16 protein-coding genes and 1 pseudogene are annotated in these 16109 nt (G+C 58.8%); 13 read left to right on the forward strand and 4 right to left on the reverse strand.

Annotation, left to right across the window (positions count from 1 at the left end; genetic code table 11):
• Positions 1-160: 160 nt before the first annotated feature.
• Positions 161-349, reverse strand: a pseudogene (locus QOU61_RS05430) (transposase domain-containing protein); the annotation flags it as partial.
• 5 nt (positions 350-354) lie between these two features.
• Here QOU61_RS05430 and QOU61_RS05435 point away from each other — a divergent pair.
• The gene (locus QOU61_RS05435) at positions 355-1146 is read left to right on the forward strand and encodes a LysR substrate-binding domain-containing protein (RefSeq protein WP_289657101.1); all 792 of its coding nucleotides are present in this window, start codon (positions 355-357) and stop codon (positions 1144-1146) included.
• Between the two features lie 10 nt (positions 1147-1156).
• Here the strand turns inward: QOU61_RS05435 and QOU61_RS05440 are convergent, their stop codons facing one another.
• Positions 1157-1408 (reverse strand): autoinducer binding domain-containing protein, encoded by a 252-nt coding sequence (locus tag QOU61_RS05440; RefSeq protein ID WP_354142513.1) that lies wholly within the window; start codon positions 1406-1408, stop codon positions 1157-1159.
• Positions 1409-1548: 140 nt separating this feature from the next.
• Entirely contained in the window at positions 1549-2355 is an 807-nt protein-coding gene (locus QOU61_RS05445; RefSeq protein WP_289657102.1) for an IclR family transcriptional regulator, read from the reverse strand.
• A gap of 146 nt (positions 2356-2501) precedes the next feature.
• Here QOU61_RS05445 and QOU61_RS05450 point away from each other — a divergent pair, with 146 nt between their 5' ends.
• The 12 genes from QOU61_RS05450 (at position 2502) to QOU61_RS05505 (ending at position 15241) form a co-directional block, all read left to right on the forward strand.
• Positions 2502-3899, forward strand: a complete 1398-nt coding sequence (locus QOU61_RS05450) for an FAD-dependent oxidoreductase (RefSeq protein WP_289657103.1) — start codon at positions 2502-2504, stop codon at positions 3897-3899.
• Between the two features lie 201 nt (positions 3900-4100).
• Positions 4101-5492, forward strand: a complete 1392-nt coding sequence (locus QOU61_RS05455) for a sodium:solute symporter family protein (RefSeq protein WP_289657104.1) — start codon at positions 4101-4103, stop codon at positions 5490-5492.
• A 221-nt stretch (positions 5493-5713) separates the two neighbouring features.
• Positions 5714-5944: a hypothetical protein gene (locus QOU61_RS05460; protein ID WP_289657105.1), complete on the forward strand. Its 231-nt coding sequence runs from the start codon at positions 5714-5716 to the stop codon at positions 5942-5944.
• Positions 5945-6628: 684 nt separating this feature from the next.
• Positions 6629-7522: a hydroxyacid dehydrogenase gene (locus tag QOU61_RS05465; RefSeq protein ID WP_354142514.1), complete on the forward strand. Its 894-nt coding sequence runs from the start codon at positions 6629-6631 to the stop codon at positions 7520-7522.
• A gap of 24 nt (positions 7523-7546) precedes the next feature.
• The gene (locus QOU61_RS05470; RefSeq protein WP_289657106.1) at positions 7547-8704 is read left to right on the forward strand and encodes a mandelate racemase/muconate lactonizing enzyme family protein; all 1158 of its coding nucleotides are present in this window, start codon (positions 7547-7549) and stop codon (positions 8702-8704) included.
• A 34-nt stretch (positions 8705-8738) separates the two neighbouring features.
• Complete coding sequence (locus QOU61_RS05475; RefSeq protein WP_289657107.1) at positions 8739-9521, forward strand: GntR family transcriptional regulator; 783 nt, start codon at positions 8739-8741, stop codon at positions 9519-9521.
• 219 nt (positions 9522-9740) lie between these two features.
• Positions 9741-10787 carry an ABC transporter substrate-binding protein gene (locus QOU61_RS05480; protein WP_289662289.1) on the forward strand — a complete coding sequence of 349 codons (1047 nt, stop codon included), beginning with the start codon at positions 9741-9743 and terminating at the stop codon, positions 10785-10787.
• 21 nt (positions 10788-10808) lie between these two features.
• The gene (locus QOU61_RS05485) at positions 10809-11270 is read left to right on the forward strand and encodes a RidA family protein (protein ID WP_289657108.1); all 462 of its coding nucleotides are present in this window, start codon (positions 10809-10811) and stop codon (positions 11268-11270) included.
• 31 nt (positions 11271-11301) lie between these two features.
• Positions 11302-12372 carry an ABC transporter ATP-binding protein gene (locus QOU61_RS05490; protein WP_289657109.1) on the forward strand — a complete coding sequence of 357 codons (1071 nt, stop codon included), beginning with the start codon at positions 11302-11304 and terminating at the stop codon, positions 12370-12372.
• A gap of 32 nt (positions 12373-12404) precedes the next feature.
• On the forward strand, positions 12405-13214 hold the full coding sequence (locus tag QOU61_RS05495) for an ABC transporter permease (protein ID WP_289657110.1): 810 nt from the start codon (positions 12405-12407) through the stop codon (positions 13212-13214).
• Positions 13211-13996 carry an ABC transporter permease gene (locus QOU61_RS05500; RefSeq protein ID WP_289657111.1) on the forward strand — a complete coding sequence of 262 codons (786 nt, stop codon included), beginning with the start codon at positions 13211-13213 and terminating at the stop codon, positions 13994-13996. The genes QOU61_RS05495 and QOU61_RS05500 overlap by 4 nt, the downstream gene beginning before the upstream one ends.
• A 9-nt stretch (positions 13997-14005) precedes the next feature.
• Complete coding sequence (locus QOU61_RS05505; RefSeq protein ID WP_289657112.1) at positions 14006-15241, forward strand: threonine synthase; 1236 nt, start codon at positions 14006-14008, stop codon at positions 15239-15241.
• A 704-nt stretch (positions 15242-15945) separates the two neighbouring features.
• On the opposite strand, the gene QOU61_RS05510 is transcribed toward QOU61_RS05505, so the two are convergent.
• Positions 15946-16107 carry a hypothetical protein gene (locus QOU61_RS05510; RefSeq protein WP_289657113.1) on the reverse strand — a complete coding sequence of 54 codons (162 nt, stop codon included), beginning with the start codon at positions 16105-16107 and terminating at the stop codon, positions 15946-15948.
• Positions 16108-16109 lie beyond the last annotated feature (2 nt).

The following is a 16109-nucleotide window of genomic DNA, read 5'->3' on the forward strand; positions in this document are numbered from 1 at the left end:
CGAAAAAGCCCGGCCGATTGGCCGACCAGTCTGTTGAACCTTCTGGCAGTAGGCCGGTTGGTCCGGGAGGGACCGCTAAACAGTGGTCAAGAGATGCTAGCCTGAAACAAGTAGGTCAGTCAGTTCCCGAATGCGTGCTGTCACGACGTAAGCGTCGTTCTCAGGCCACGGCTTTGAGGTCCTGACGTCGATAGGCCCAGGGTAGGAGCCGATCGATCTCGCTGTTCGGATGATCGTTGACGATCCTCGTGAGGACGTCAGTCAGGTATGCGAGTGGGTCGACGGCATTCAGCTTACAGGTCTCGATCAGGGACGCGATGATGGCCCAATGCTCGGCGCCGCCGTCCGAGTCCCGTGCAGTTGTTGGATCGAAGCGGCAAATCCATCCGTCCAACCGACGCCGGCGAAATCTATCTGCGCCATGCGCGTCGTGCATTCGACGAACTGGAAGTCGCCGAGCGTGCCGTGCGCGATGTCGAGGACCTTTCGATCGGCGCACTCCGCATGGGCATCACGCCGACCTTTGCGCCCTATCTTGTCGGCCCGCTCGTCCGACGTTATCGCGACCGGTATCCGGCCATCGCGCTCTCCGTGGTGGAGATCGCGCAGCGAGAAATGGAGGTAGCGCTGGGTCCGGCGACCTCGATCTGGGTATCGCCTTCGGCAGCGTTCAGGCGGAAGACGTCGAGTGGACGCCGCTGCACGCCGAACGTCTCCTGCTTATCGTCGGCAGCCGTCACCCAAACGCCCGAACCGGGGCGTTCGATAGGTCCCTCGACGCTGGCGTCCCAGTCGTTTGCCTTGCTCGATCGATCCTTCGTCACGCGTGTTCTCGTCGACCAATACTTTGATTGCCGGAGCGTCCGGCCGCACGTTGCCGTCGAAGCGAACTCGATTTCCGTCATCGTGGAGATCGTTCGCAATACGGGCCTCGCGACCGTACTGCCGGAACAGGTCGCGCAGGCTCAAAGCGATCTCAGTCCATTGCATCTGGTGCCGGCGCTCGACCGAAGGCGCGTCGCCTTGCTTCGACGTCGCGGCGGCTATCGTAGCGCCGCCGCGCGTGCATTCGTCGATGTCGTTGAAGAATACGTCCGTGAGCTCGGCGATCAAGAGCCGGGCCGCGGAGCGCCAACCCTCGTATGAGCGTGCCGAACTATTTGATCGGCGGTTTCGGTAGCTTGGCTTCGCCAGGCTCCATGACGAACTTGTAGTCGTGAAGAAGGCGTCCATGCGAAGCAATGAACCGTTCGAATTGCGGGCGGCTCTCGTCAGCGGCAAAGGTCAATGCAGCGATTGGACCGTGGCCGTCGTGAATGGGCACGGTAAAGCCAAGCCGGATGCCGAATTGCGCGGCCTCATCGAGGAGTTGCTGCCCGGGTCTGGCAAACCCAGGGCGAGCACTCACAAAAAGAGACGGATCAGGCGCGTCCGATTTCCGCTATGCCGTCACCGGCGGCGCGAAGGCGGACATCGCCTGAGGTCCGAGGAGGGCCACAGGGCGGACATTCATCCCACGCCGACATGAGTGATGCTTCGGAATCTGAATTAAGAGCGAGAACGCTCCGGTTGTTTGATAATGAGTGCAGTTTCGGCGCGAATGATTTCCGCAACCTCTTCCTGACGATTGTCGTCAAGGCGGCTGGAAATCGCGACAACGCTGACGGCGAGGTCAGGAAGGACCGGTCGACCCTCCAAGGCGATGCCAACGCCCGTTACGCCCTCGGTAATATCGTTCCGATTCAGCGCATAACCGAGCGTACGGGTTCGTCTGACCATCATCCGCAATCTGGAAACGTCGAGTGTGCCATACCGCCGGAGCCGCTGTGCATTCGCCGAAACGATCGCATCAACTTCCTGATCGCTTAGCTGCGCGAGCAGCGCCAGTCCCCCGGCCGTCGAACCCAGCGGGCGTCTTGCTCCGATCTCAACGGTAAGCGCGCGGACCGGGTAGGAGCCTTCGAAACGGTCGATGCAAACTGAATCGAACGCGCTGCGGATTGTCAGAAACGCCGTATCGCCCGTTCGTGCGGCAATGCGTTCGAGTGCAGGAGCACAAACACCGCGTATGTCGAAATCAGGTGATGCCGCGAGACCCAGTTCGAACAGAGTCCGGCCGAGAAAATAACGGCGCGTCGACACTGCTTGGCGCACAAATCCTTCACGCATCAAGCCCTGCAACAGCCGGCGCACAGTGGGCCGCTCAAGCCCGACGGCCGCGACGAGTTCGGACAAGCGAAAGCCAACGGAATTCCGCGTGGCGATGACACGCAGAAGCGCCGCGGCCCGGCTGAGACTTTGTGTGCCGGGCACTTCTGAACCCGAGACGGGTGTATAGACGTTATCAGAGTCCATAATATAGACGCCTATTTGGTTCGAATAGCCTGATATTAGCTTGAAAACAAAATATCATGATCCGTATTCTAATGACGGAAGGGCACGTAAGTCCATTATATGGACTATATGTCATATCCAGTGAAATTCTCAAGGGGTATCTCTGAATGTCGCTCAAGCATCTCAATTACGACGTCGCGGTTATCGGTGGAGGCGCGGCGGGAATAGCGGCGGCCGTGGCCGCGGCCAAGAGCGGTTCGAAAACCATCCTGGTTGAAGCCGGCCCGATACTCGGTGGGGAATTGCTGAGCGGCATGTCGATCGATGGCGTTCTCAACGGACGCGGCGAATGGGTTGTGCGCGGCGTTGCCGACGAAATCTTCGAGGAGTGCCGGAAGATGGATGGCTTTATCGGCCCGCTCCACGACTATCGGCTGATCTGCTACATCTGTGTCGATCCGGAAATCATGAAGATCGCCGTCATGCGCGTGCTCGAGCGTTATGGCGTGACGCCGGCTCTGTACACCCAGGTGACCGATGTCGTTGCGCAGGACGGGGTCATCAAATCCGTCATCCTGACGCATAAAAATCAGCGAACGATCCTGTCCGCGAAATACTTCATCGATGCTTCGGGCGACGGCGATGTTGCGGCAATGGCTGGCGCCCCGACCGAGCTTTCCGATGAAAAGGGCGACCTCCAGCCGCTGTCGCTCATGTTCCGCATGTCTGGGGTGGAGAACGAGCCTTTGCTTCGCTTCGCGCGCGACAATGCGAACTCTCTTGCCGTCGGCGAAAGCGAAGCCGTGCGAGCAGGCCGCACCGACGAAGAACTTGCGCAGGCGATTTACGATCAGGGCGAGCCGACGATCTTCTTTCGCGGCAATGGACCGTTCCTCGGAGCCGCCATACAGCGCGGAGAGATGGCTGCGACCGCGCTCATCATGATCATGCCGACATCAAAAGCGCGCAAGGAAGTCTGCGTCAACGCCACGCGCGTTGCCGAGAATATCAACGGCATCAATGCACTCGACGTAAGCCGTGTTGTTTCGCGCCTGATGGAGCAGGTGTGGAATACTGCAAACTTCCTGAAAGCTCGTTGTCCTGGCTTCGAGAATGCGACTTTTGCCGGCATGGCGCCGCGCGTCGGCATTCGTGAAACGCGACGCGTGATGGGTGAATACGTTCTCAGTGCGGACGAAGCTGCCGGCGCGGTCAAGCAACGTGATGTGATCACCAAGGGTGCCCATCACATCGACATTCACCAGGACGGCTCGCGGCAGGTTCGCATTCCGATTGCTGATGGCGGATCTTACGATATTCCGTTCGGCTGCCTCATCCCGAAGAAAGTGAAAAACCTGATGACTGCCGGCCGGTGTATCTCGACTGACCGTACGGCCAACGGAACGACACGCATGATGGGACAGTCCCTCGGTACCGGACATGCGGCCGGCACGGCAGCTGCACTGTGCATTGATGCCGGATATGAGGACGTTCGTCAGCTTTCCGTTCCGCATCTGCAGAGCACCTTGCGCAGCCAGTCCGCCGTTCTTGAAGGAACGCACTGACGGGATAATCGCGATCTGTTGAACCTTCGGCCACCTGGATATTGCCCGTCAGGGGGACATCTCGGTGGCCGAAGCGACAAATGGGCCTTGAGCAGGAAGATACTGCGAACGCCAGTGACCTGGCTTGCGGGGACGCGCGGTCACTCAGATAAATGAAATTGCCAAAGAGCGCTAAAAGCTTACGGCGGGGAGGAACAAGGAATGCCTGAACACTTCATCATGCTGGCGATCGTTGGCGCATATATGCTCACGGTCGTTCTGATTGGCCTCCTTGCCAATCGATGGAATACGAACTCCTCGCTCTACATGGTCGCGGGAAAATCGTCAGGCGCGCTTGTGATCGGCACGGCACTGGCTTCTGAATTCTCGGGCCTTGGCGGAACAGTCGGAACCGCGGCGGATGCTTTCAAGAACGGGCTTGGCTCTAGTTTGAACATCATAACAGCCTCTGTCGGTTTCGCGATCTTTGCTTTCTTTGTTGCTCCAAAATTCAAGGCCATTGGTACCGATACTATCTCTTCCATCATCGGGTCCGTCTATGGATACGCAAACAAGAGACTTGCGTCGTTCCTGTTGATCATCACGATGCTGCTTGTCAGCGTCGGATTGTATGTTGGTGCTGCATCGACCCTGGCGCCCATTCTTGGAGTACCGCGTGTCACGGCGATCCTGGTTGTCGGAGTCGTTGGTGTGGTCGTTGTTGCGATCGGCGGAATGCGAGGCGTGCTATGGATCAACGTCCTGGACGTCGTCCTTATCGTCGTTGGTATTTTGACGTCGGCAATTGTTGGCATTGTTTATGTCGGGGGATTTTCCAGGCTGCATGCAGCCTTGCCGGCCGAGATGTTCGATATGACGAGTGTCGGCTGGTCGCAAATCTTAACCTGGCTTGTTGCAAACGTCACAGCCATTGTCGCCACGCAGTATGTCATACAGGTGCTAGCATCGAGCAGCAGCCCTCGCACGGCGAAGCACAGCAGCATTATCGCCGCCATCATTTTGGTGCCGCTCGGTCTTGGCGAGGCATTGGTGGGAATGTGCGCGGCTGTCGCTGCTCCACATATTCATCCGGCGGAGGCTTACGGCTGGTTCGCTTCGCAGTCGAATCCGTTTGTCGGCAGTCTGATGGTCATGGGACTTGGCGCGACTATGATGGGAACGTTATCGGCAGTGACACACGCGGCGACTGCGCTGGCGCTGAGAGATTTCTATGTGGGCCTTTTCAGGCCGAGCGCGTCGGATGGGGACGTATTGCGGTTCGCCCGGATTTCAAATGTTGTATTCTCTATCCTGCCACTCTTTCTCGCGATTTTCACGCCGACGCTGCTTTCATTGCTGTTCTTTGGCCGGGGATTACGCGGTACGCTCGGGGTGATCGTGCTGTGCGCGCTGTTTTTTCCGACTTCTCTGGGTACGAAGGCGGTTGCGGTCTGCATATCGGTGTCGATTGTGCTTTCGACCATATGGTATCTGCTCGGAGACCCGTTTGGCGTTAACAACGTCTTGGTCGCAGTCGGCATACCGACGGTGGTTGCAATCCTGTTCAGCTGCAGGAACAAGCTGAGAAGCTCACCGGTTCCAGTTGTGCAGTAGCTGTGGTACGGCGAAAGCGATTTCGATCAATAATTAAACGTCGGCTTCTGCCTATGTCCGCTTATGGTGTGCCGGCTCAACCGGTCGACGCAACACAGGCGTTAAATCTCTCTGCTGGGGTTTCAAATTGCAAGGTCTCACGTGGTCGCTCGTTTAGCTGACGAGCCACCTTGTTCAGATGGGCTTCACCCGTCGCTCGGCGCCCGCCGGCGCATCGAGTCATGGAAGAACTCTGGGCCATCGCCCTGCGCACCGACCTGCCGCAACTTGCCCAGCAGAAGGAAATTGAAGCTCGGTCCAATCTGAAGCCAGAGCGTCTCGATGATATCGAATCGTCACGCGAGATGGCGGACTTCATTACGTCCTGCAGCCCCTGCAGCTCGATCAGGTCTCTTGCTCCAACATTCTTTGCCGGCTTCCTCGGCAACTTCCTCATCCAGGATGACGCGTAGCTTTCTCAGTTCGTCGAACTTGGTGCGAGTCATCATCGAGACGGAGAAGGTCCGGCTCTCGCGAAGCTCCAGTGCCTTTCTGCGACCAGATGCTGCACCGCTTCCCGGATCGGCATCAGGCTCGTACCGAGTTCGCGCGCAGGGTTTACGGTATCACCCGGCATGAAGCGGTTTTGCGCGGAGGGATCGAGTGCTCAGATTTGTTCGTTTGTTGAAAAGTCTCAAAATATCGAAATTTTATTGACATCTGGGCCGCTGATATTTAGCTTCCATGGCGGTTGTGGAGCTGGTGAGTGGGGGGATGGCGGTGCTCCGGCGAGGTCGCGCCGCCTGAGGTTCTTGATCCCAGCAAGGCTGACGACTTCCCTGCCATCTCATGTAGTCAGCATTGACTCGTTGCGGTCGCGGGACACAAGGACTGGACGCGCCCACTATGTTGCTCGACGAGTTCGTTGTTCGCCATGTGCCAAACGTCATGCGCGGCTTGCCTGGTGCGGAGTCCAAGTACGGAGATAGTTTCAGCTGCCGTCTCAAAGGCTGCGCCGACCATCCGGCATGCATGCAGGTGTCAGCATCAGCATGATAGCAGCTGCTGGTCGCCGGTCCGCCAAGGCCATCGTCCTGTGTACCCTTCCGATGCATCCTGACGGGGTAGCTTTGCTTGAGCCGGTTGCGGAGGTGCGTGTGGCTCCCGAGCCATCCGGTGAGGCGCTGCGCCGCGTCTTGCCGGAGGCGGAGTTCCTTGTTGTCCGTACTCCGCTGCCAGCCGATCTGCTTGCAATGCCGCATCAGCTGCGGGGCATCGTGCGCCACGGAACCGGTCTGGACATGATTCCAGTTGCGGCTGCGACGCGGCAGGGCATTCCCGTAGCCAATGTTCCGGGCGCAAACGCTCAAGCCGTGGCGGAATACGTGGTTGGCAGCTTCTTCCAGCTTGCGCGCCGTTTTTCCGCTCTTGACCATACGCTGCGCAAGGCCGGCTGGCCCGCCTCACGCAAGTTGTCTGAAAACGCAATTGAGCTTGCCGGACGAACGGTTGGCATCATTGGCGTGGGGTATATTGGCAGTCGCATCGCGAGGATCTGTGACGCGGGGCTTGGCATGACCGTATTGGGCTATCAGCCGCGAACGACCGATTTTCCGGAGTATGTGAGAAGCGTTCAGATAGACGAGCTGCTCGCTCAAAGCGACTTCGTCACGCTCAATTGCCCGCTGTTGCCGGATACCCGTCACCTGATTGACGCGCGCCGAATTGGCCTGATGAAAAGGACGGCTTTTCTTGTAAATGCGGCGCGCGGCGAAATCGTCGACGAGAACGTCCTCGCGACGGCGCTGCGCGAGCATGCGATCGCTGGTGCTGCGGTGGACGTCTACGCCGAGCAGCCTTTGGCGCCGTCGCACCCGTTCCTGACCCTCGACAATGTCTTGCTCACTCCGCACGCAGCATCGCTCACTCGGGAGAGCGGACGGCAGATGAGCGTCGGCACCGCCCGGCGGCTTCTGCAGTTGATGAAGGGGGAGCGTCCGCTCAACCTCGTCAATCCGGAGGTTTGGGCGACATGGCCTTACCGTCTCTAATGCGGACCAGAAAAGATCGATTGTATGATGCGCCATCGTGCTTCTAGCCTGAAGATCGTTGACATAAGAGGCATCGCGACCTCCTTTCCGGTGCAGCAAAGCGTCACCCTGGGAATCGGACGGGCCGTCAAACGAGACGCGCTAATCGTGAAAGTCACGACAGAAAGCGATCTTGTTGGTTGGGGTGAATCGCATCACGGCCGGGCCCCTGGAGCGATTGCGCAGTTGATCAATACCACTCTTCGTCAACTCGTGCTCGGGATGGATGCCTCTGATGTCGTCGGGATCTGGAACCGCATCTACATTCGGCAGCTCATGAGCCACGGAATGGGTCAAGCCTGCGCCATGGCTATGAGCGGTCTTGACCAGGCCTTGTGGGATATCCGTGGCAAGGCCGTGGGCTGGCCGCTCTATCGGTTGCTTGGAGGAGCGGCTCGGCCTGTGCCAGCCTACGCCGGCGGCATCTCGCTGGGCTTTCAACCTTCGGGAGAACTCGTCGAGGAGGCGCTTGCGTTGAAGGAGCAGGGATATCGGGCCATTAAACTCCGTTTTGGTGATGGTGCTACCCGAGATATCGAGCGGCTCGTCGCCGTACACAAGGCGCTCGGTGATTCCATGTCGATCATGGTGGATGCGAACACCAGCTATACGATCGCGGACGTGAGAGCCGTGATGCCGGCAATGAGTGAACATGGCGTATTGTGGCTCGAAGAGCCATTCGCGCCGCACGATTATCGCAGCTATCGGACGGCGGCCACGCTTGGCGCGACGCCGTTGGCGGCAGGGGAAAACCACTTCACTCGCTTCGAGTTCAGCCGGCTGATAGAAGAGGGCGCGGTTCAGATCATCCAGCCTGATTTGTCGAAAGCAGGGGGGATCACTGAGGTCCAGCGGATCGCAGCAATGGCTTCGGCCGAGAAGCTGTCCATTAATCCCCATACGCTTGCAAGTGGTCTCAACATGGCAGCGAGCATCCACTGTCTTTGTGCAATCGATAATTCTGGCTACTTCGAGGCTGATGTGGCCAGGGAAAATCTCTTTCGCGACCAGTTGACCAGCGGGCTCGAAAAGCTCGATGCGGAGGGTTGTGTGCATCCTCCGGAAGGACCGGGGCTCGGTATCGAGGTGGATGAGGAGTTCTTGACTGCGCATCCATTGATCGACGGGCCCGCCTACGTGTAAGTCTCGTCGCCGCCTATTTGCGAGGGCTGTGCCAATGAGAGAGCCTGTTCGCGGTGGGGCGGCATTGATTCATCACTCTGGACCGGGTGAGAAGATGCGTTCAACGCAATATATGGACATCTCGTCGGAGTTCCTGTTGTCGGATAAGGCGCCGAAGACTTTGTCGGAGGCGGTTTACCTGCGCTTACGCCACGACATCCTGAGCGGCGAGTTGAAGCCGGGCACAAAGTTGCGGTTTGCCGATCTGACGAATCGTTACGGTGCTGCAATGGGAACGTTGCGCGAGTCCCTCTCTCGTTTGACGGCGGATCGACTCGTCGTTGCAGAAGGGCAAAGAGGCTTCCGTGTGCCTCCCATTTCGCTCAACGAACTTTGGGACATCACGCAACTGCGCATCGAAATCGAGACGGTCGCGTTATCCGAGTCCATCAAGGCCGGTACCTCCGATTGGGAAGCCGACGTTCTCGCTGCGCTTCATCGGCTTCTGAAGCTTGAGGGGCCGCGCAAGGCAAAGCCGGCTCTTCTCACCGAGAAGGGCGCATTTCTGCACAAGAGATTCCATATGTCGCTTGTAAACGCGAGCCCCTCGATTTGGCGGCTGCGTGTGATTGAGGTCCTCTATGACCAGTCGGAGCGCTATCGACGACTGCAGACTTCCTACCTTTCGGGCATGCTAAACTCCGCACAAGAGCATCAGGCCATGGCGGACGCGGCGATTTCTCGAGACACGAAGACGGCGACACGGCTGCTCAAAATTCATTTGTCAAAGACCGCAGAAATGTTGGCGTCACTAACCGAGTTGTGGGTGGAGCATTAGGCGTCAAAGGTTCGGCCAGTTCCGGAGACGCTTGAACCTCACAAGTTCAGCCCACGATCAGGTAAACCGACCGAGAGTTTGAGCGGTTCTGTCACCTCAACAAAGTCATCGAAAATATCGAAAATATAGAAAATATCGAAAATATGTTGACAGGGTGCGCCGTCTCGGTCCATGCTCTGTCGATAGGAGTTGATCGCGGAGACGTCGGGGGTGTCGAAAATGAAAATGGACCGTCGGACGCTGTTGCTGAGAAGCTCGGGAGCCATAGCTTCCGCCATCGCCTCGCCTTACGTCATCGGAGCTGCGCGCGCTGCAAGCAATGAGCTGGTGTTTGCCGGTTTCGGCGGCGATTATCAGGCAGGCCAGGCGAAGGCCTTCTTCGAGCCCTTCGAAAAGGAAACGGGCATCAAGGTTATCCAGACCACAGGTGTCGACCTCGCCAAGTTACAAGCGCAGGTCAAGTCGGACTCTCTCGAATGGGACGTGCTGTCTCTCCCGGACCGCCTGCGATATACGGCCGTGCACGACGGTTTGTTGATGCCGCTCGACTATGGCGTGATCGATGCCAAGAAGATCATGCCTCAGCTGGTGACTGAATATGCCGTAGGGGGAGTGACGATTCCAATGTTGCTTACCTACAGCACCAAGGACTTTTCCCCCGACAAGGCGCCTCGTACCTGGGCTGACTTTTGGAATGTTGAGGGGCTGCCCGGCCAGCGCGGAATGTACAATGGAGCCGTGTACACGCTGGAGTTTGCGCTCATCGCGGACGGCGTGCCAAAGGACAAGCTTTATCCGCTTGATGTGGACCGGGCGTTCAAGAGTCTCGACAAGATCAAGTCGAAGCTCGTGTGGTGGTCGCAGATGTCTCAGCCTGGGCCGTTACTGAAGAGCGGCGAGGTCAAGGTCACGCCCTGGGTGCGTTCGATCTCGTTCATGCTGGCTGGCGAGCCCATCGGCATCAGCTATGAAGGCGCGGCGTTGACGTTGGAGGCGTGGGTGGTGCCAAAGGGAACGAAGAAAGCGGCCAATGCGATGAAGTTCATCAACTTCGCGCTTCAGCCAAAAAACCAGGCTGAGCTCACGAAGTACATTGCCTACGGACCAACGCACGCCGATGCGATGCAGTTCGTCGATGCAAAAGTGAAGCCCTACCTCTCGTCCAATCCCGAAAACGCGGCAAAGGGGTTCCTGCTGAGCGGCGACTATTGGGGGCCTAATCTCGCCAAGCTGACCGAGCGCTGGAACGAGTGGCAATTGAAGTAGATGTGTGGATTGGAATAGACCGTGACCAGTATCGAAGACAAATTGCGAGAGCTGAACCTTGAGTTGCCTCAGCCGCCGAAGCCGGTCGGCAATTATCGGCCTGCACGTCGCGTTGGTAACCTGGTTTTCACGTCCGGCCAGACGGCGCGGCTGAATGGAGTACGTCGATACGTCGGCAAGGTGGGCAAGGAAGTGTCGCCGGGGGACGCCTATTTGTCCGCGCGCGATGCAGCGCTCAACTGTCTTGCTTGCGTAAAATCGGTGGTCGGCAGCCTCGATCGGGTCAGCGGCGTCGTGAAGGCGACCGGGTTCGTCAACTGTATCGAAGGCTTCGAGCGTCAACCGGATGTCATCAACGGGGCGTCCGACCTCATAGAGAAGCTTTGGGGTGAAGCCGGCGCGCATGCGCGGTCTGCGATCGGTGTCAACGCGCTGCCGTCCAATGTCTCGGTCGAACTTGAGTTGATTGTCGAAGTTGAATGAGCATGCGTCATGGGCGCGGAGCGGGAAGGCGATGGACGGCGCTTCGCTTGAGGTCAGCAACCTGATCAAGACCTTCGGCCGGGGTCGGGTCGTCGATGATGTTTCCTTTTCCCTGCCCGCAGGGGGACTTCTGACACTGCTCGGTCCTAGCGGCTCGGGTAAGACGACGACCATGCGCATGGTCGCCGGGTTTGAAACACCCACGTCCGGTGATGTGAGGGTGGATGGCGACAGCATCGTCGATCTATCCGCGCACCGTCGCAACATAGGGGTCGTCTTCCAACAGTACGCACTGTTTCCGCACCTGAGCGTATTTGAGAATGTTGCCTATCCCCTGGAGATGCGCCGGATCGGCCGTGCGCAGATAAAGCAGCGGGTCGAAGCTGCACTCGAGACGGTGCGTCTCGGCGGATTCGAAGCGCGTCGACCCAAACAGCTTTCCGGCGGTCAGCAGCAGCGCGTCGCACTCGCGCGAGCATTGGTCTTCCAGCCGCGACTTCTTCTCATGGATGAGCCGCTGGGTGCGCTCGACAAGCGGCTGCGCGAACTCATGCAGGTCGAGATCCGTCAGCTGCAGCAAAAGCTGGGGATCACGACGATCTCCGTTACGCACGATCAGGTCGAGGCACTCGTCATGTCCGATCTGGTTGCAGTGCTGGACGGTGGTCGATTGCAGCAGCTCGGACCGCCGCTGGAGGTTTATCAACGCCCCGCAAACCGCTTTGTCGCGGATTTCCTCGGGGAGTCGAATCTGCTCTCGGGCTCCTGCCAAACCGGCGCCGATGGCCAGGTTCGCTTCATATCGGCAAAGGGATTGGCAAGCGAGGTTGGCGGCGCCACGACTGTTGAGGGACCTGCGTGCGTGGTGATTCGGCCCGAGCACATCGTCATCGGTCGTGAGGCGGAACGGCTCCCGAACATCTGCCATGCGAAGATCCGCGATGCCCTCTATATCGGAGATCTCGTCAAATACCGCGTGGTGACGGAATCGGGCGAGGAGCTGACAGCCAAGGCGCTGGCCGGTGTCGCAATATCGTGGCGGGTGGGCGAGGAGGTACCAGTCGGATGGAGGTCGGAGCACTGCCTGACAGTTGCTCAATGACTTCCCTCTCACGCCACCATTTGGGTACGTGCGTGCTCCTTGGGCTGCCAGCATTGCTCCTGCTGGCTCTTTTCCTTGTCCCGCTTGCCAACGTTGTATGGGGGAGCCTCTTTACGCCGCACCTCACGTTCAGCAACTACGCGCGGATGGGCTCCTCATCCGTCTATTTGAATGTCTTCTGGCAGACACTGCAGATTGCCGTATTGACGACGGTGGCCTGCATCGCACTCGGATATCCGGCGGCACTTTTCCTGGCGCGGCAGAACGAGTCCTTGCGGAACGTTCTGATGCTTTGCGTGATCGTTCCCTTCTTCCTCAGCACGTTGGTCCGGAACTACATCTGGATCGCGCTGCTGCAGCGCTCCGGACTGGTGAATCGTTTGCTGCTGGAATGGGGTTTGATCAGCGAACCGCTACCCCTGATGTACAACAAATTCGGAGTGGTCCTGGTCATGACCAACATGCTGCTGCCTTACACAATCCTGCCGATTCTGAGCACCCTGCTTGCCATACCGTCATCTCTGTATGACGCGTCCGCGAGCCTGGGTGGCAATGCGCTCCGTACTTTCGTTCGTGTAACGCTGCCGCTCAGCCTGTCCGGCGTAGCCGCGGGAGGATTGCTCGTGTTCATCGTCTCGCTCGGATTTTTCATCACGCCGGCGCTGGTCGGCGGTCCGAAGCAGATGATGATTTCGAACCTGGTCGATTTCAACGTGAGGGAAGTGCTCAATTGGCCGTTCGCCTTTGCGCTCGCCAACGTGCTCTTGTGGGGTACGCTTGTCCTTTATTTTGTCTACGCGCGGCTCGTTGAGGGACGCCTCCCACGCGCGGGTTTCCTGTGACCGGCCGTATCGCACTTGGCATCGTGGGCGGCGCGGTGCTGCTGTTTTTGGTCGCCCCAATGTTCGCCGTGATCCCGATGTCGTTTGATTCATCGGGGCTGATGTCGCTGGTGCCAAACGATCCCGGGCTTGAGCAATATAGGCGTTTCTTTGCCAGCCCCGACTGGATGGAGGCGTTAGCGCGGTCCTTCCAGGTTGCGGCCGGGGCGACTGTCGTGGCAACGCTGGGTGGCGTTTCGGCGGCTCTTGGCGTGGCACGGCTGCCGGCGCGAGCGCGGCAGGTGGCCGAGGCCCTGCTGATCCTGCCGCGCGTCGTGCCGACCATAGTCTTCGCGGTCGCCGCCTACAGAATCTATCTTGAAATAGGTCTAGTCGGCAGTGTCGCGGGTCTCATCCTGGCGCACAGCGTGCTGGCGATGCCGTTCGTGGTGATTTTCGTTGGCAGCGCGCTGCGCGGACTCGACCCGTCGTTGACGGAGGCATCGTTGAGCCTGGGCGGCGGGCCATTGGTTACGTTTTTTCGCATCATCCTTCCGCAGATCCGCATGGCAGTATTGGGCGCCGCTCTGTTCGCCTTCAACGTTTCGTTCGACGAGGTCGTAGTAACGCTCTTCATCAGCGGCATCCGCAGCAAGACTTTGCCGATCAAGGTCTGGGATGCCATTCAATACGAGATCACGCCCATCCTGCCGGCGATCTCGGTCATGGTCATCTTGGCAACCCTGCTTCTTTTGACCCCGCTTCTGCTGTTTGGCCGCCGGGCTATGTCCCGGCTCTCGTGAGGATCCCGCATGTATTTCACCGGTTTTGCCTGTACGTCGTGTGACGCGACCTACGGCCCAAAGGAGGATTTGCTACTCTGCCCCAAGTGCAGCAACTTGCTCGAGGCAACCTATAACCTCGACGCAATGAAGCGGGAGCTCGATCGCGACGCGTTGAGGCGACGATCAGGCGGTGTTTGGGCCTGGCAAGATTTCCTGCCGATCGTCGATGCGGACGCGATAGTCTCGCTCGGAGAGGGCGGTACACCGATGTTGCGGTGCGACCGGCTCGCGCGACTGGTCGGGGTTCGTGAGCTTTGGGTCAAGTCGGACGCAGCCAATCCCACCGGTTCGCTGAAGGATCGTTCGATCACGGTTTCCGCGACCAAGGCCGTCGAGTTCGGCTATCACGTGCTGTCCTGCGATTCGACCGGTAACAAGGCTTCGTCAGTGGCGGCCTACGCCGCCCGCGCGGGCTTAGCTAGCGTGGTGTTCTGCCCCGAGGATACGCCCGTTCCGAAGGTGATGCAGTCGCTGTTCTTCGGCGCAAAGGTCATTCGTGTGCGCGGTCATTATGCCCAGATCAACGCGATGTATCGACGGCTGATCCATAGCGGACGGCTCAAGTGGTACGATTGCGGTACCGACAATCCCTATCGGTACGAGGGCAAGAAGACCTATGCCTACGAGATTGCGCGAGATTTGAGCTGGCAGTTGCCTGACCGCGTTATCCATCCGGCGAATGGAGGCATGTCGATTGCGAAGGCATGGAAGGGGTTCCGCGAACTGCATCGGCTGGGGTGGATCGACCGCCTCCCGAAGATGAGCGGTGTGCAGGCTGCGGCTTGTGATCCGATAGTGCGGTCCTGGCTCGCCCGCGATTCCACGGTGGCACCGATTGAGAAAAACCCGACAGTTGCGGGAGCACTCGCTGGAGCCGATCCCGGGATGCTGGGAGCGAGGGCGCTTGACGCAATCTATAACTCAGGGGGTGCAATGGTCGGCGTGGAGGACCCCGAGATTTTCGAAGCGATGAAACTTCTCGCCCTCGAAGGATTGTTCATAGAGCCAAGTGGCGCTGTCCCAATTGCCGGCCTGCGTCGACTCGTGGCAGGCGGCCAAGTTGATCCAGGCGAACGCGTCGTGTGTGTTGTCACAGGGTCAGGTTTCAAGGATTCCGATCGCATCGCCGAGCAGGTTGAGATTCCAATAGACGTCGTGGAAGGATACCAGGCGATGCTTGCTGCAGCCGAACAGGTTGGCTGACAGCCTCATGATGTGGTTGTCCATCTAGAATTCTAACAGCCGCAGCAACCGGGCCTCGTGACTGAGGGCGAACCGGTCAAATGGCCACCATCAGCGCGTGTCGGTATCGGTGGTTGCGCCTCCAGGATTTGAACCTGCCAGGGTTCGAACAGGCCGCGGCTTCCGGCTGGCCATAAGGATGCTTCCCAGCGTGCTAGCTACGCTGCCAGCCAAGAACAAAACAGGGCTCTCAAACCCCCGCAATCGTGCCAAGCACTCACGCCACCATACTAAGGACAAACAGCGGTTCGTCGTGTCGGTGATTGCGTATGATTCCCTCCCTAGGCACCAACGCCCCACTGCTACCTTCCGAGCTGCACCGGGCTGGTTAAGCGCGAGCTTCTAATGGATGCGATTGCAAAGCGATCCGCCGAACTCAATTTCTGAATCGGCGTAATACGCCGTTTACAGCACACCGTCTGCGGGCCCCTCGGCCGTTCCGAGATTTAGATAGAAATCTCAATCACATAGGGGTTCGCAGTTTCTGAGTGGCGCGCCATGCCGATAATCTGCGCTAGTTTACGATTTTGTACGATTGCGTATACTGGTTGGTCCGACGCGAAGACACAGGGGAGCCGTCGCGGCGGTACCGCTGCTGATGACGTCAGGCAGTGTACGGCAGAGTTGTCGCTTTTTCATATCAACGCAGATGCCGCGCTCGACGTTCATGACCAGCCGGTATCACTGACGCGATAGCGACCTTCCCAGCTCGGCACGCCATCTGATACCTTCTTGCGGGCGAGGCCTCCTTTGCGATCGGCGGCGCGTGCTTCCTCGGGCGTGAACTGATGCGCCTTGCCCTGCGCGTGCGCGGCGATGCCGCCCACAC

It is taken from the genome of Bradyrhizobium sp. NP1 (assembly GCF_030378205.1).
In the GTDB taxonomy this organism is placed as follows: domain Bacteria; phylum Pseudomonadota; class Alphaproteobacteria; order Rhizobiales; family Xanthobacteraceae; genus Bradyrhizobium.

What these genes read in the sequence shown, in the direction of transcription:
- QOU61_RS05445 (WP_289657102.1), bottom strand. Translation starts at nt 2,355, where the DNA reads ATGGACTCTGATAACGTCTATACACCCGTCTCGGGTTCAGAAGTGCCC.
- QOU61_RS05450 (WP_289657103.1), top strand. Translation starts at nt 2,502, where the DNA reads ATGTCGCTCAAGCATCTCAATTACGACGTCGCGGTTATCGGTGGAGGC.
- QOU61_RS05455 (WP_289657104.1), top strand. Translation starts at nt 4,101, where the DNA reads ATGCCTGAACACTTCATCATGCTGGCGATCGTTGGCGCATATATGCTC.
- QOU61_RS05460 (WP_289657105.1), top strand. Translation starts at nt 5,714, where the DNA reads ATGGAAGAACTCTGGGCCATCGCCCTGCGCACCGACCTGCCGCAACTT.
- QOU61_RS05470 (WP_289657106.1), top strand. Translation starts at nt 7,547, where the DNA reads ATGATGCGCCATCGTGCTTCTAGCCTGAAGATCGTTGACATAAGAGGC.
- QOU61_RS05475 (WP_289657107.1), top strand. Translation starts at nt 8,739, where the DNA reads ATGAGAGAGCCTGTTCGCGGTGGGGCGGCATTGATTCATCACTCTGGA.
- QOU61_RS05480 (WP_289662289.1), top strand. Translation starts at nt 9,741, where the DNA reads ATGAAAATGGACCGTCGGACGCTGTTGCTGAGAAGCTCGGGAGCCATA.
- QOU61_RS05490 (WP_289657109.1), top strand. Translation starts at nt 11,302, where the DNA reads ATGGACGGCGCTTCGCTTGAGGTCAGCAACCTGATCAAGACCTTCGGC.
- QOU61_RS05505 (WP_289657112.1), top strand. Translation starts at nt 14,006, where the DNA reads ATGTATTTCACCGGTTTTGCCTGTACGTCGTGTGACGCGACCTACGGC.